This is a genomic window from Rhodopseudomonas palustris (assembly GCF_013415845.1).
GTDB classification, from domain to species: domain Bacteria; phylum Pseudomonadota; class Alphaproteobacteria; order Rhizobiales; family Xanthobacteraceae; genus Rhodopseudomonas; species Rhodopseudomonas palustris_F.
The window spans coordinates 723,832-738,168 of record NZ_CP058907.1; the positions used below are offsets into that span (position 1 = coordinate 723,832).

The window sequence follows — 14,337 nt, forward strand, 5'->3', positions numbered from 1 at the left end:
GTCATGCCCGCCCGAACAGCCCGGCCGGGCGTATCACCAGCACCAGCGCCATCAACGCGTAGATGATGATGCTGGAGAACTGCGGCAGGAACACCTTGCCAAAGGCGTCGGCCATGCCGATCAGCAGCGATCCAATGAAAGCGCCGCGCACCGAACCGATGCCGCCGATCACCACAACCACGAACGAGACGATCAGCACGCGATCGCCGATGCCTGGATAGGCGCTCTCGATTGGGGCTGCGAGCATGCCGGCGGTGGCGGCGAGTGCGACACCGGTGGCGAACACCATCCGGAAGATCAGCCGCGAGTCGAAGCCGAGCGCTTCGACCATCTCGCGATTGGACTCGGCGGCACGGATCAGGCGGCCGATCCGGGTCTTCTGGATCACCAGCGCCATCGCAATCGCCAGCGCGACGCAGATCGCCATCAGCGCCAATCGATAGACCGGGTAACTCAGACCTTCGGTGAGCCGGACGCTGTTGGCCAGATAGCTCGGCGCCGGGATCGAGTGCGGATACGACCCCCACACCACTTGCTGGAATTCATTGAAGATCAGGATCAGCGCGAAGGTCAGCAGCACCTGCTGCAGGTGGTCGCGGTCGTAGAGATGGCGGATGAACAGCCACTCGATCGCCAGACCAAGCAGGAAGGCGAGCGGGATGCCGGCGATCAGCGCCAGAAAGACGTCGCCGAACATGCCGGTCAGCGAGAGCGCCAAATAGGCGCCGAGCATGTAGAACGAGCCGTGCGAGAGATTGATGACGCCGAGAATGCCGAACACCAGGGTCAGGCCGCTGGCGGCCAGGAAGATCACCAGCCCGGTCTGTAGGCCGTTCAGCGCCTGGATCAGAATAAGACTCATGGGACTGGTCACCGATGTCGTTCGGGCAGGGCAGCGGGCGGCGACGATGCGCCGGCCGCTGTCGCACCCCTCCGTCGGGCAATTGTCAGCTCAGCTTGCAGCCGATCGCTTCGTCGGCGACTGCCGGTGAAGCGAGGCCGAGATTGACGCTCTTGCCGCCCTTCAGCTCGCGCAAATAGAAATTCTGCACCGGGTTGTGCGCGGCCGACAGCCTGAACGGTCCGCGCGGGCTGGCGAAGCTCGCCGCTGCCATCGCAGCATTGAGCTCCTTGCGCTTAGCGACATCGCCGCCGACCGCCTTGAGGCCGGCGTCGAGCAGTTGCCCGGCATCCCAGCCCTGCACCGCGAACACGTCCGGCGGGATCTTGTAGGCAGCCTCGAACGATTTGACGAAGGCCTGGTTCTCGGCGTTGTCGAGGTCGCTCACGTAGTGCAGCACGGTCTTGATGCCGTCACCGGCCGGACCGGCCGCGGCTTCGACGCCGTCGGTGAGGAAGCCCGGTCCCCACAGCGGAATGCCGAGATTGGCCGCCGCGTAATCCTTGATGAATTTCAGCGCGCCGCCGCCGGAGAAGAACGCATAGACGCAGTCCGGCTTTAGCGACGCGATCTCGGCCAGCGCCGACTGGAATTCGACGTCCGGGAACGCGATGGTGATGTCCTTGACCACCTCGCCCTTGCCGGCGGTGAATGACTTCTTGAAGCCGGACACCATCTCTTCGCCCGCGGCGTATTTCCAGGTCACCGTGACGGCCTTCTTCAGACCGGCCTTGATCATGGCATCGCCGGTGGCTCGGCCGATCTGGCCGTTGGCGAACGAGGTGCGGAACACGTTAGGCGCACACATCGCGCGGGTGATGATGTCGGCGCCGGCATTCGGAACGATGGTCGGGATGCCGTCCTCACGAGCAATCTTCACCATCGCCATTGCGACGCCGGAATGCACCGTGCCGATCAGCACGTCCGCTTTCTCGCTCTGGATCAGCTTGGTGGTGAGCTCGGTGGCCTTGGGCGGCGCGGATTCGTCATCGACTTTGACGAAGCTGATGCTACGACCGCCGAGCTTGCCGCCCTGCGATTGCACATACAGCTCGAGCCCGCGGGTGATGGCTTCGCCGAGGGGCGCATAGGTGCCGCTGTAGGGCAGCAGCAGCCCGACTTTCAAGGCGCCGGCTTGCGCATAAGACGGGCGAATGAACGGGCCGCAGGCCAGCGCGGCACCGGCCGACGCTCCGAGCGACAACAGACGACGTCGATCGATCATGGTAGTCCTCCCCTCGATCTTCCCTTCGCGAGCGATCAGCTCGTCATTTTGTTTTTCGGTACGTTATTGCGACTATTACATCGAGCCAGATCAATTTGCGAGACGCCAATGAGGCCGATGGTCGCATCGTCAGTCTCGCTGATATTGCGCTGCACCCGCAAGCGCCGACTTTGTTGTCATCGTCCGTTGCCGGCGACGACGCGTCCGTAGAGTGCGGGCTCAGAGGGCGCGCGTTCCGTAGCTTCAATCCCGCCGAGCGTCATCTCGCGCAGAAGATAGCGCTGCAGTTTGCCGCTCGATGTCTTCGGCAGGTCGTCCATGATCTGAATCCAGCGCGGATATTTCCATGGCCCGATCGCGGACTTGACGTGCTCCTTCAGTTCGTCGAACAGAGCGCCGGGATCGATATCGCCGCGCGACGCCAGTACGATGAACGCCTTCGGCTTGACCAGCCCATCGGTGTCCTCGGCCGGGATCACCGCAGCCTCCAGCACCTTGGCGTGACTCATCAGCGCCTGTTCGATCTCGAATGGTGACACCCAGATGCCGCTGACCTTGAAGATGTCGTCGGTCCGCCCGCAATAGGTGTAAACGCCGTCGGCGCGCCGGTGATATTTGTCGCCGGTCCGGGTCCATTCGCCGACGAAGGTCGTTCGTGTCTTGTCGCGCTGATTCCAATAGCCCGCGGCCGACGAGCCGCCGCTCACCAGCAATTCGCCGATCTCGTCGTCGGTGACGTCCTGGCCGCGGTCGTCGACCAGCCGCAGCCGATAGCCGTCGACCGGCACGCCAGACGTGCCGTATTCGACCGCGTGCGGCAGATTGGTCAGGAACAAATGACCCATCTCGGTCGAGCCGACGCCGTTGACGATGTCGTGCCCGAAACGATTGCGCCAGTTGAGGCCGACCTGCGCCGGCAGGGGTTCGCCAGCGGATATGCACAGCCGGAGCCGGTCTGGAAGTGTCTCGGTTCGAGAGCGCGGATCGGCGAGCATCGCGGCATACAGCGTCGGCACTGCGAACAGCAGCGTCGGTTGGTGGAACCGTAACGTATCGAATACCGAGTCGGCGGTCGGTCGCTCAGGATAAAGCACCGAGGTGGCGCCGATCCCCATGGTGCAGAACATCGCGTTGCCAAGCCCGTAAGCGAAAAACAGCTTGGCCGCCGAGAACACCACGTCATCTTCGCGGTAGCCGATCCGGCGTCCGGCGTTCTCCGCCATCACCCGCGGGCTCGAATGCACGTGCATCACACCCTTCGGCATCCCCGTGGTGCCGGAGGAATACTGCCAATAGGCGATGTCGTCGGAGCAGGTCGCTGCCGGCGCGCCGCCCTCCTGCTCGGCAGCGAGCAGATCGGCCAGTTGCAATGTCGGTGGCGGAGCGTCGCCGACAGCGATCATCGTACGCAGATGCGGCAGGTCGGCCGCCGCCTCTTCGATCACCGGCAGGAATTCCGATGAGGCGAAAACCACCTTGGATCGTGAATCCTCGAGCAGATAGCGATACTGATCGGCGGTCAGCCGGGTGTTGAGAAGCACCGGAACGATGCCGGCCCGGATGGCACCCCAGAACAGGATCGGGAAGTCGACGGTGTCCTTCAGGACCAGCGCGATGCGGTTTTCCTGCTCGATGCCGAGCCGTGCCAGCATCGGCCCAACGCGCGCGATGGCGTCGCGCAGCTCGCCATAACTCAAACTGCGCTGCGGGTCGATGAAGGCGATTTTGCCGCCCCGGCCTTCCGCCACGTTGCGGTCGACGAAATCGACCGCCGCGTTGTAGTCGCGTAGCGGCATTGTCCCCTCCGCCGTCGTTGAGTTGGGGTGATCTAAGCGTCCGCCCGGAGTGATCTCCTTGATTTTTGCTAAGCGCTCCGTCGGTTGTGCGGCGTGACGATTGCTTGACTTTGGTCATGGATGAGGTCCTCCCGCGCCGACAGTCTGGCGGGCGAGGGAGCGATCCATGGATGAAACGATGCTGCGACGCCGCAAGCGTTTGCTCGGCCTGAACGTCAACGGTCGATGGCGCGAGGACGCGGTTACTGACGACATGTTGCTGGTCGATTACTTGCGCGATATCGCGGGCCTCACCGGCGTCAAGACCGGCTGCGACGGCGGCGAGTGCGGTGCTTGCACCGTGCTGATCGACGGCGAAGCAGCGCCATCCTGCCTGGTGCTCGCGGTGCGCTGCGAGGGACGCCACGTCGAGACAATCGAGGGCCTGGCGGCGAATGGGCGGCTGCATCGTCTGCAGCAGACTTTTCACGAGCGGCTCGGTGCCCAATGCGGCTTCTGCACCCCCGGCATGATCATGGCGGCGGAAGGCCTGTTGCGCCGCAATCCCACGCCGACCGACGAAGAGATCAGGACCGCGCTATCCGGTAATCTCTGCCGATGCACCGGTTACGCTAAGATCGTGGAATCGGTGCAGGCCGCCGCGGAGATCGCGCCATGAGCGGTCCCGCATTCCAAGGCGGTCTCGACCGCGCCGGCGTGCCGCTGGTCGACGGTATTGATAAGGTCACGGGGCGGGCGCGGTACACCGCCGATCTCGATCATACCGGAGCATTAGTTGCTCGCATCCTACGTAGCCCGATCAGTCATGGCGATATCGTCCGGCTCGATGTCAGCAAGGCGTTGGCACTCGACGGTGTCGCGGCGATCGTCACCGGCCAGGACTGCGCAATCACGTATGGCGTGTTGCCGATCGCGATGAACGAGTATCCGATGGCGCGTGATCGCGTCCGGTATCGCGGTGAACCGGTTGCGGCAGTGGCCGCGGTCGATGCCGAGACGGCGCGGCAGGCGCTCGACCTGATCGAACTCGAGCTGCGTGAACTGCCGGCTTACTACGAGTCGGAGGCCGCCCGTGCCCCGGATGTCTGGCTACTGCACGACAACAAGCCAGGCAATATCGAGCGCGAGGTTCACAACGAGTTCGGCGATCTCGCCGCAGGCTTCGAAGCCGCCGATCTGATCCGCATCCACACGCATCATTGTGCCGAGGTCAATCACGCGCAGATCGAGCCGCACGCCTGCTTGATGGATTACGATCCAGTCACCGGGAGGCTGACCGCCCAGAGCGTATCGCAGGTCGGCTATTATCTGCACCTGATGCTGGCCCGGTGTCTTGAGATCGATCCGTCGCGGGTGCGGGTGATCAAGCCGTTCGTCGGCGGTGGCTTCGGCGCCCGCGTGGAAGTGTTGAATTTCGAGGTGATTGCCGCACTGCTCGCCCGTAAGGCCGGTGGCAGAGTGTCGATGCGGCTGAGCCGTGAAGAGACCTTCATCACCCACCGCGCCCGGCCGCAGACCGACATCACCTTGACGATCGGGATGCGGCGCGACGGCCGGCTCACCGCCTGCTCGTGCGAAGTGGTGCAGCGCGGCGGCGCCTATGCGGGTTACGGCATCGTTACCATCCTGTATGCTGGCGCGCTGCTGCAGGGGCTGTACGACATCCCCGCCGTCAAATACGACGGCTACCGCGTCTACACCAACCTGCCACCCTGCGGCGCGATGCGCGGGCACGGCTCGGTCGACGTTCGTCACGCCTTCGAGAATCTGGTCGATCGGATGGCGCGCGAACTCGGTCTCGATCCTTTTGCGGTGCGCCGCGCCAATCTGCTGGCCGCGCCGACGCGCACCCTCAACGATCTGATGGTCAACAGCTATGGTCTCGCCGAATGCCTCGACAAGGTCGAGCGCGCCAGCGGTTGGCATGAGCGAATTGGCCGGCTGCCGCCGGGCAAGGGTCTCGGCATGGCGTGTTCGCACTATGTCAGCGGTTCGGCCAAGCCGATCCATTTCACCGGCGAGCCCCATGCAGTGGTGGCGCTGCGGCTCGATTTCGATGGCGGCATCACCGCGCTCACCGGCGCCGCCGACATCGGCCAGGGCTCGTCGACGGTCGTGGCGATCACTGTTGCTGAAACCCTGGGCGTCGCACTGAACCGGGTCCGGGTAATTTCCGGCGACTCTGCAGTTACCCCGAAGGACAATGGCGCGTATTCGTCGCGCATCACCTTCATGGTCGGCAACGCCGCAATCGATGCGGCGACCAAGTTGAAACAGATCCTGATCGCGGCGGCAGCGCGGAAACTCGAAGCCGCGCCGGAGCAGATCGAGTGTGCCGGCGAGAGCTTCTTCATCGGCAGCGGTGCCCAGGCCGCGCTCGGCTTCGCCGAGGTGGTGAAAGCCGCGCTGGTCGACGAGGGCGCCATCACCGTCAAGGGCACCTTCACCTGCCCGCCGGAATCGCAGGGCGGCAAACATCGCGGCGGTGCGGTCGGCTCGACGATGGGCTTCAGCTATGCGGCCCAGGTGGTCGAGGTCAGCGTCGACGACGCGACTGGCCTGATCACCGTCGACAAGGTCTGGGCCGCGCTCGATTGCGGCCGTGCCATCAATCCGCTCGCCGTGGTCGGGCAGGTGCAGGGCGCCGTGTGGATGGGGATGGGGCAGGCGATGTGCGAGGAGACGCGCTATCTCGACGGGCTGCCCGCGCATGCCAGCTTCCTCGAATATCGGATGCCGACGATGATCGAATCGCCGCCGATCGAGGTCGCGATCGTCGAGAGCGTCGATCCGTTCGGGCCGTTCGGCGCCAAGGAGGCCAGCGAAGCCGCTCTCGCCGGTTTCCCGCCGGCGATGGTGAATGCCGTCGCCAATGCGATCGGTATCGATCTCGATGATTTGCCGGCAACGCCCGATCGGGTCGTCGAGGCGCTGGCACGGCGGCGGCGCGAGGCAAAGCGGGCGGTGGCGGCGAGGGCAGTCTCATGACCGCCTTGAATGCGTTGAATTTGCTTCGGCCGGGCTCGGTGGACGAAGCGATCGCCGCACTGCTGGCGCATCCGGGCGGACGGCTGCTCGGTGGTGGAACGGATCTTCTAGTCAACATGCGGCGCGGTGTGACGCAGCCGGAGACACTGATCGACACTACCGGCATTGCCGAGATCAAGCAGCTCGTCGCCGATGGCAGCGGTCTGACCATCGGCGCGGGTGTCACCCTGGCGAGTCTCGCCGCCGATGGCCGGGTCGCCGCGCGCTATCCGGCGCTGAGCGAGGCTGCGCGTGCCGTAGCGGGGCCCGGTCACCGCAAACTGGGCACCGTCGGCGGCAATCTCTGCCTCGACACCCGCTGCATCTACTACAATCAAAGCGAATGGTGGCGGCGCGCGAATTCGTACTGCTTGAAGAACCGCGGCGAGACCTGTCATGTCGCGCCGAAGGGCAATCGATGCCACGCTGCCTTCAGCGGTGATCTGGCACCTGCGCTGCTGGTCCTCGGTGCCGAGGTGGAGATCGCCGGGCTGGCCGGCCGGCGCCGCATCCCACTCGGCGAGCTGTATGTCGAAGACGGCCGGGCGCATCTTGCGCTGCGGCCGGGCGAGGTCGTGGTCACGGTGCGGCTGCCAGCCGACCCGCTCGCGTCGCGCTACGTCAAGGTGCGGCAGCGCGGCGCGATCGACTATCCGCTCGCCGGAGTCGCTGTGGCGCTGGCGCGGTCGGGCTCCAGACTCGCGCAGCTTCGCATTGCACTGACCGGGACCAATTCGCGGCCGTTTCTGCTCGCAGAAACGGCAGCCTTCGCGCAACGGTCGCTCGATGACGCGCTGCTGCGCGAGATCGATCGGCTGGTGCAGAAGCAGGTGCAGCCGATGCGGACGACGCTGATGCCGGCCAACTACCGGCGCGTCGTTGCAGCGGCTCTGGCCAGCCGCATCACGGCCGAGCTGTTCGCCTCGCTGGCGCCCGCGTAGTACGGATCGATCCGCAATCACGCTTCAACGCACGGCCTGCAGTTTGCCACGCACTGCGCTGCGGCCATCGGTGGCCAGCTTGCGCAACCTTGCGACATCGCGCACCGCGACTTGCGAGGCATCGACGGTGACGCCGATGCTGCGCAGCTTGGCGAAGGCCCGCGACAGCGATTCCGGCGTCAGCCCCAATTCGCCGGCGATTAGCGCCTTATCGTAGGGCAGCACCAGCGCGCAGGAGCCTTGCTCGGTGATCGCAAGCGAGGCGAGGAATTCGGCGAGCCGCTGCACGCCGCTCTGTGCCTTGAGCTGCTCGACCCGCTGAACCAAATGATGCATGTGCTGGCAGATCGAGGCGATCATCGGCACCGAGATGTCTGGATTGGCGCGGATACAGCGGACCAAATGATCGGCGGGAATCCGCGCGACACGGGCGTCCGTGACAGCCTCGGCGTTTGCCAAATAACGGTGGCCGGTCAGCGCCGCGGCTTCGGCAAAACTGCCGCCGCGGCTCATGATCTCGATCACCGCCTCATCGCCCGCCAGATTACTGCGAAACAGCTTCACCCAGCCGCCGACGACGATGAAGAACGCGGTCGCCGGCTCGTCTTGACGGGCGATCGACTCGCGCGCCCGCACGCTGATCGCGGTGGCCGGCGCGATCATGTGCGCGACGGTCTCCGCCTTCAATCCGCGAAACACGGCAATCCGGGTGATGATCTGCAGATCACCACCGGTGAGCTTCGAAGCCATCGAGAGCGTTTCCAATCTTGGTTACGCCAACTACACTCCAGGCGTGTTTCGTGCTTCCTTGATCGCCATCAACTATTTTGTGCATTCCGGTACGAAATTGTGCTGCATTGCAGCGCGATGTTGCGCAGCAATGACCACGCAGCCCCTTCGAGGTGCGTTGAAAACTTGCGAACCGCTGCTAACCTGCGGGCATGGACATTCGGGCGGCCGTGTTTCGGGAAGTCGGGGCTGCGCTACGCGTCGAGCGGATCGTGCTGGATCCGCCGCGGCCGACCGAAGTGCTGGTGCGGCTCGCCGCAATTGGTCTGTGCCGCACCGACTATCACGTGATGCGCGGCGAGCGCCGGGTCGCGATGCAGCCGATGGTGCTGGGCCATGAAGCCGCGGGTATCGTCGAGGCGATCGGCGACCGAGTGCGAGGCGTCGCGCCGGGCGATCACGTGGTGCTCACCTTCATTCCCGGCTGCGGCCGCTGTCGTTGGTGCCAGCGCGGATTGCATCATCTATGCGCCGAGGGGCCGCGCATCACGCATGGCCCACAGCTCGATGGGAGCTTCCGCCGGCGCGATGCCGGTGGCCGCGACGTCGGTGCGTTCTGCATGATCGGAGCGTTTGCGGAGGCCACGGTGGTCGATCAGGCTTCGGTGCTGGTGATCGATAAGGACGTTCCGCTCGATCATGCCAGCCTGATCGCGTGCGGCGTGCCGGCCGGCGTCGGCGCCGCGCGGTATCGGGCGCGCGTCAAGCCGGGCGATACGGTTCTGGTGGTCGGTTGCGGCGGCGACGGCATGAACGTGGTGCAGGGCGCAAAACTCTGCGGCGCGTCGATGATCATCGCCGCCGACATCGTCGCGCAGAAACTTGAATGGGCGCGGGATTTCGGCGCCACGCATGGCACCACGGCGCAAGGCGATGAGCTGATCAGCACGGTGCTGGCGCTGACCGAAGGAATCGGCGTCGATCACGCTTTCGTCTGCATCAATCCCGCCGAGACGCTGCTGCCGGCGTTTCGTGCCACCACCAAGGCTGGCAACGTGGTGGTCACCGCGATTACGCCCGACACCGTCAAGCAGATCGACGTGCCGCCGCTGGAGCTGTTCGCCACCCAGAAGGCAGTCATGGGTGCTGTATACGGCTTCGCCAGCCCGCGGCTGCAGATCCCCGAACTGCTGGGTCTCTATCGCCGCGGCGACCTCAAGCTCGGTGAGCTGATCAGCCGGACCTATCGGCTCGACGAGATCAACCAAGGCTATGCTGACCTCGATGCCGGGCGGAACCTGCGCGGCGTGGTGTTGATCGACTGAATTCAGTGCGCAAGCTGATGACAAAAGGAAGAACAATGGCAGGCTTGTCCCCGACCGGCACACTCGCGATCGAAGCTGCCCAGCTGGAGTATCGCTTTATCGGCCCGCAGCCGGACGTCGCGCCGACTCTCGTGCTGCTGCACGAAGGTTTGGGCTCCGCGGCGCTGTGGGGCGAGTTTCCGGACAGACTCGCGGCCATGACCGGCGCCGGTGTGTTCGTGTATTCCCGCGCCGGTTATGGCCGCTCGACGCCGGCCTCGTTGCCACGCCTGCCCGATTACATGCATCGCGAGGCCCTGCAGGTGCTGCCGCAGGTGCTCGATCGAATCGGTTTTCGCCGCGGACTGCTGGTCGGGCACTCCGATGGGGCCTCGATTGCGGCGCTGTATGCGGGCGGTGTCGCAGATCACCGCATCCGCGGCGTCTCGCTGATCGCGCCCCACTTCGTCGTCGAAGACATTTCGGTTGCGTCGATCGCGGCGATCCGGACCACCTACGAGACGACAGAGCTGCGAGCCAAGCTGGCGCGCTGGCACGACGACGTCGACAATGCCTTTTATGGCTGGAACGACGCCTGGCTCAATCCGGCGTTCCGCGCCTGGGACATCGCCGACTCGCTCGCTTACATCCGGGTGCCGCTGCAGATCGTGCAGGGCGAGACCGATCAATATGGAACGATGCGGCAAATCGAGATCGCACGTTCGGAATGCTACTGCCCGCTCGAAGTCGAACTCCTCGCGGGAGCGGGGCATTCGCCGCATCGCGAAGCCGCCGACGCAACGCTGCGGCTGGTCGCCGGCTTCGCGGACCGCATTCTGAACGGCCATGCCGAAGCGAGTGACGGCCGCGCGGCCTAATCAGCCATCGATCGCGGACTAAGCTCAATCGCATTAAAATGCATCAAAGTCGCATTTGCGGCTGGACTTCACGGTAAAACATGAATTATAATGCATATTAGAAGCAAGAGGAAACGCAGGGAGCCGCCATGGCCGAGGCCGCAGACACGCGTCCGCTCGCGAACGGAGCTGTGCGGGTCGATTTTCAGACCGAGCCGTCCCGCTACCGGCATTGGAAGCTGACGGTCGATGGCGAGATCGCGACGCTCACCCTCGATGTCGACGAGAACGGCGGCCTGTTCGAGGGCTACCAGCTCAAGCTGAATTCCTACGATCTCGGAGTCGACATCGAGCTTGCCGACGCGATGCAGCGGCTTCGGTTTGAGCATCCGGCCGTGAAAGTCATCCTACTTCGCTCCGGCAAGAACCGGGTGTTCTGCGCCGGCGCCAACATCCGGATGCTCGCCGGCGCCAGCCATGTCCACAAAGTCAACTTCTGCAAGTTCACCAACGAAACCCGCAATGGCATCGAGGATTCCTCGCAGCATTCCGGCCAGCGCAGCATCGCGGTGATCAACGGCACCGCGGCCGGCGGCGGCTACGAACTCGCGCTCGCCGCCGATCACATCATTATGGCTGACGACGGTTCGGCTGCAGTGGCGTTGCCGGAAGTGCCTCTACTTGCGGTGCTGCCGGGCACCGGCGGCCTGACCCGCGTCATCGATAAGCGCAAGGTGCGCCGCGACCACGCCGACGTGTTCTGCACCATCGAAGAAGGCATCAAGGGCAAGCGCGCGGTGCAGTGGCGGCTGGTCGACGATATCGTCGCCACTACCAAGCTTGACGCGAAGGTGACTGAGCGCGCCAGTGAGCTTGCTGCGGCTTCCCCGCGCAACGGAAGCGGCGCGGGTGTCCCGTTGACGCCGCTGCAGCGCCAATTCGACGACACCAGCGTGCGCTATGGATTGGTCGGCGTCGAGATCGATCGTACCGCCCGGATCGCGACCATCACGCTGACGGGCCCGGACGCGGCTCCGCCGACTTCGATCGATGCATTGCAAGCGCAGGGCGCTGCGTTCTGGCCGTTGCAGCTCGCTCGCGAACTCGACGACGCCATCCTGCATCTGCGGCTGAACGAACCGGAATTGGGACTCTGGGTGTTCAAGTCCCACGGTGATGCCGAGCAAGTCCTGGCCTATGACGCGCTGCTCGAAGCGCACAAAGGCCACTGGCTGGTCAACGAAATCCGTCACTTCTGGAAGCGCGTACTGAAGCGCGTCGACGTCACGTCGCGTTCTCTGGTCACGCTAGTCGAGCCAGGCTCGTGCTTCGCCGGCACGCTGGCGGAGCTCGTGTTCGCCGCCGACCGCAGCTACATGCTGATTGGCTCTCGCGACGGCGACAACCGTCCGCCGCCGATGCTGACGCTGTCGGCGCTGAACTTCGGCGCCTATCCGATGAGCCACGGTCTCACCCGGCTGCAGTCGCGCTTCCAAGCTGATCCGGCCGACCACGCGGCGGTGCAGAGCAAAACTGGCGAAGCGCTCGACGCCGAGGCGGCTGAGACGCTCGGTCTGGTCACATTTGCGCTCGACGATATCGATTGGGACGACGAGGTCCGCGTCTTCCTGGAAGAGCGCGCGTCGTTTTCGCCCGACAGCCTCTCCGGCATGGAAGCCAACCTGCGCTTCGTCGGTCCCGAGACGATGGAATCGAAAATCTTCGCCCGGCTCACCGCCTGGCAGAACTGGATCTTCCAGCGTCCTAATGCGGTCGGCGAAGTCGGCGCGCTGCGCCGCTACGGCAGCGGCCAGAAGCCACAATTCGATATGACGAGAGTCTGACACGCGCGATCAGCTTGATGTGGCGCGCTCTCGCTGAAACGAGACATCTGCTTCGTCATTGCGAGCGTAGCGAAGCAATCCAGGACCGCGCGCGAGGCCCTGGATTGCTTCGTCGCTTCGCCCCTCGCAATGACGGTGATTGATACCGCGATCAACCCGGGAGCCGCCGATGAATATGAACATCATGCACGTCGACTACTCGACCAAGATTCCCAACAACGTCGATCTCGGTTCCGATCGCCAGGTGCTGAAGGCGCTCGAGGGATGGCATCCTGGCTATATCGACTGGTGGAACGACATGGGGCCGGAGGGTTTCCAGGAGTCGCTGGTGTATTTGCGCACGGCGTATTCGGTCGACCCGCGCGGTTGGGCAAAGTTCGACTACGTCAAGATGCCAGACTATCGCTGGGGTATTCTGCTGGCTCCGAAGGAGGAGGGCCGCGTCGTGCCGTTCGGCCAGCATTATGGCGAGCCGGCCTGGCAGGAGGTGCCGGGCGAGCACCGTGCGATGCTGCGCCGGCTGATCGTGATCCAGGGCGACACCGAGCCGGCCTCGGTGGAGCAGCAGCGCCATCTCGGCAAGACCGCGCCGTCGCTCTACGACATGCGCAACCTGTTCCAGGTCAACGTCGAAGAAGGCCGCCATCTGTGGGCGATGGTTTATCTGCTGCAGAAATATTTCGGCCGCGACGGCCGTGAGGAGGCCGATGGTCTGCTCCGCCGCCGTTCCGGCTCGGACGACGCACCGCGGATGCTGGGCGCGTTCAACGAGGCCACGCCGGACTGGCTGTCGTTCTTCATGTTCACCTACTTCACCGACCGCGACGGCAAGATGCAGCTGCATAGCCTGGCGCAGTCGGGCTTCGATCCTCTGTCGCGCACCTGCCGGTTCATGCTGACCGAAGAAGCGCACCATATGTTCGTCGGCGAGACCGGCATCAGCCGGGTGGTGCAGCGGACCTGCGACGCGATGCGTGTCGCCGGGATCACCGATCCGACCGATGTCGACAAGGTGCGCGCGCTCGGCGTCATCGACCTGCCGACTGTGCAGAAGAAGCTCAATCTGCACTACTCGCTGTCACTCGATCTGTTCGGTTCGGAAGTTTCGACCAACGCCGCCAACGCCTTCAATGCCGGCATCAAGGGGCGCTTCCACGAGACCCAGATCCAGGACGACCACAAGCTTGAGCGCGACACCTATCCGGTGCTGAAGCTGGTCGACGGCGAGATCAAGCGGGTCGACGAACCGGCGCTCACCGCGCTCAACATGCGGCTGCGCGACGATTACTCGCAGGACTGCGTCAAGGGCCTGTTGCGCTGGAACAAGGTGATCACCACCGCCGGCTACGATTTCCAGCTCAAGCTGCCGCATGTCGCATTCCATCGCCAGATCGGCGAGTTCAAGGACGTCGAAGCGACACCGGACGGCGTGCTGATCGATCCGGCGACCTGGGCCAAGCGGCGCCACGAATGGCTGCCGTCGGCCGACGACGGAGAGTTCATCGCCTCGCTGATGGTGCCGGTGTCCGAGCCCGGGCAGTACGCGCCGTGGATCTCGCCGCCGAAGGTTGGCATCGACAATCGTCCCGGCGATTTCGAGTACGTCAAGATCGAGACCTGAGGCGCGCCGCGCTGTCGCGGCGCTCTCGTTATTAGACCTATGTCTAAGGCCGCCCCGCCGAAAGCGGGGCGGCCTTTGCAGGCCGGTCATGC

Annotated in this window: 11 protein-coding genes; 7 read left to right on the forward strand and 4 right to left on the reverse strand. The window is 64.5% G+C overall.

The annotated features are described in order from the left end of the window. Window position 1: 1 nt before the first annotated feature. The 3 genes from HZF03_RS03380 to hbaA form a co-directional block, all read right to left on the reverse strand. Window positions 2–862 (reverse strand): branched-chain amino acid ABC transporter permease, encoded by an 861-nt coding sequence (locus HZF03_RS03380; protein ID WP_012494382.1) that lies wholly within the window; start codon window positions 860–862, stop codon window positions 2–4. A gap of 85 nt (window positions 863–947) precedes the next feature. Then, the gene (locus HZF03_RS03385) at window positions 948–2,126 is read right to left on the reverse strand and encodes an ABC transporter substrate-binding protein (protein WP_119017427.1); all 1,179 of its coding nucleotides are present in this window, start codon (window positions 2,124–2,126) and stop codon (window positions 948–950) included. Between the two features lie 176 nt (window positions 2,127–2,302). Next, a complete protein-coding gene (gene hbaA / locus HZF03_RS03390) occupies window positions 2,303–3,922 on the reverse strand; it encodes a bifunctional 4-hydroxybenzoate--CoA/benzoate--CoA ligase (RefSeq protein WP_119017428.1) in 1,620 nt (539 codons plus the stop codon). A 166-nt stretch (window positions 3,923–4,088) separates the two neighbouring features. Between hbaA and hcrC the strand changes: the two genes are divergently transcribed. From hcrC to hcrB, 3 genes are read left to right on the forward strand one after another with little or no spacing between them, the layout of a single operon-like run. Further along, window positions 4,089–4,580 (forward strand): 4-hydroxybenzoyl-CoA reductase subunit gamma, encoded by a 492-nt coding sequence (gene hcrC / locus HZF03_RS03395; RefSeq protein WP_119017429.1) that lies wholly within the window; start codon window positions 4,089–4,091, stop codon window positions 4,578–4,580. Further along, window positions 4,577–6,910 carry a 4-hydroxybenzoyl-CoA reductase subunit alpha gene (gene hcrA / locus HZF03_RS03400; protein ID WP_119017430.1) on the forward strand — a complete coding sequence of 778 codons (2,334 nt, stop codon included), beginning with the start codon at window positions 4,577–4,579 and terminating at the stop codon, window positions 6,908–6,910. The genes hcrC and hcrA overlap by 4 nt, the downstream gene beginning before the upstream one ends. Beyond that, window positions 6,907–7,890, forward strand: a complete 984-nt coding sequence (gene hcrB / locus HZF03_RS03405; RefSeq protein WP_119017431.1) for a 4-hydroxybenzoyl-CoA reductase subunit beta — start codon at window positions 6,907–6,909, stop codon at window positions 7,888–7,890. Before hcrA ends, hcrB begins: the two co-directional genes overlap by 4 nt. A 24-nt stretch (window positions 7,891–7,914) precedes the next feature. On the opposite strand, the gene HZF03_RS03410 is transcribed toward hcrB, so the two are convergent. Next, entirely contained in the window at window positions 7,915–8,640 is a 726-nt protein-coding gene (locus HZF03_RS03410; RefSeq protein WP_011156240.1) for a Crp/Fnr family transcriptional regulator, read from the reverse strand. A gap of 191 nt (window positions 8,641–8,831) precedes the next feature. On the opposite strand from HZF03_RS03410, the gene HZF03_RS03415 reads away from it, so the two are divergent. From HZF03_RS03415 to boxB, 4 genes are all read left to right on the forward strand, one after another. After that, entirely contained in the window at window positions 8,832–9,944 is a 1,113-nt protein-coding gene (locus HZF03_RS03415) for a Zn-dependent alcohol dehydrogenase (RefSeq protein ID WP_119017432.1), read from the forward strand. 35 nt (window positions 9,945–9,979) lie between these two features. Beyond that, entirely contained in the window at window positions 9,980–10,801 is an 822-nt protein-coding gene (locus HZF03_RS03420; RefSeq protein ID WP_119017433.1) for an alpha/beta fold hydrolase, read from the forward strand. 128 nt (window positions 10,802–10,929) lie between these two features. Further along, the gene (boxC, locus tag HZF03_RS03425; protein WP_119017434.1) at window positions 10,930–12,624 is read left to right on the forward strand and encodes a 2,3-epoxybenzoyl-CoA dihydrolase; all 1,695 of its coding nucleotides are present in this window, start codon (window positions 10,930–10,932) and stop codon (window positions 12,622–12,624) included. Between the two features lie 169 nt (window positions 12,625–12,793). Next, window positions 12,794–14,245, forward strand: a complete 1,452-nt coding sequence (gene boxB / locus HZF03_RS03430; RefSeq protein WP_119017435.1) for a benzoyl-CoA 2,3-epoxidase subunit BoxB — start codon at window positions 12,794–12,796, stop codon at window positions 14,243–14,245. The last annotated feature ends 92 nt before the right edge of the window (window positions 14,246–14,337 follow it).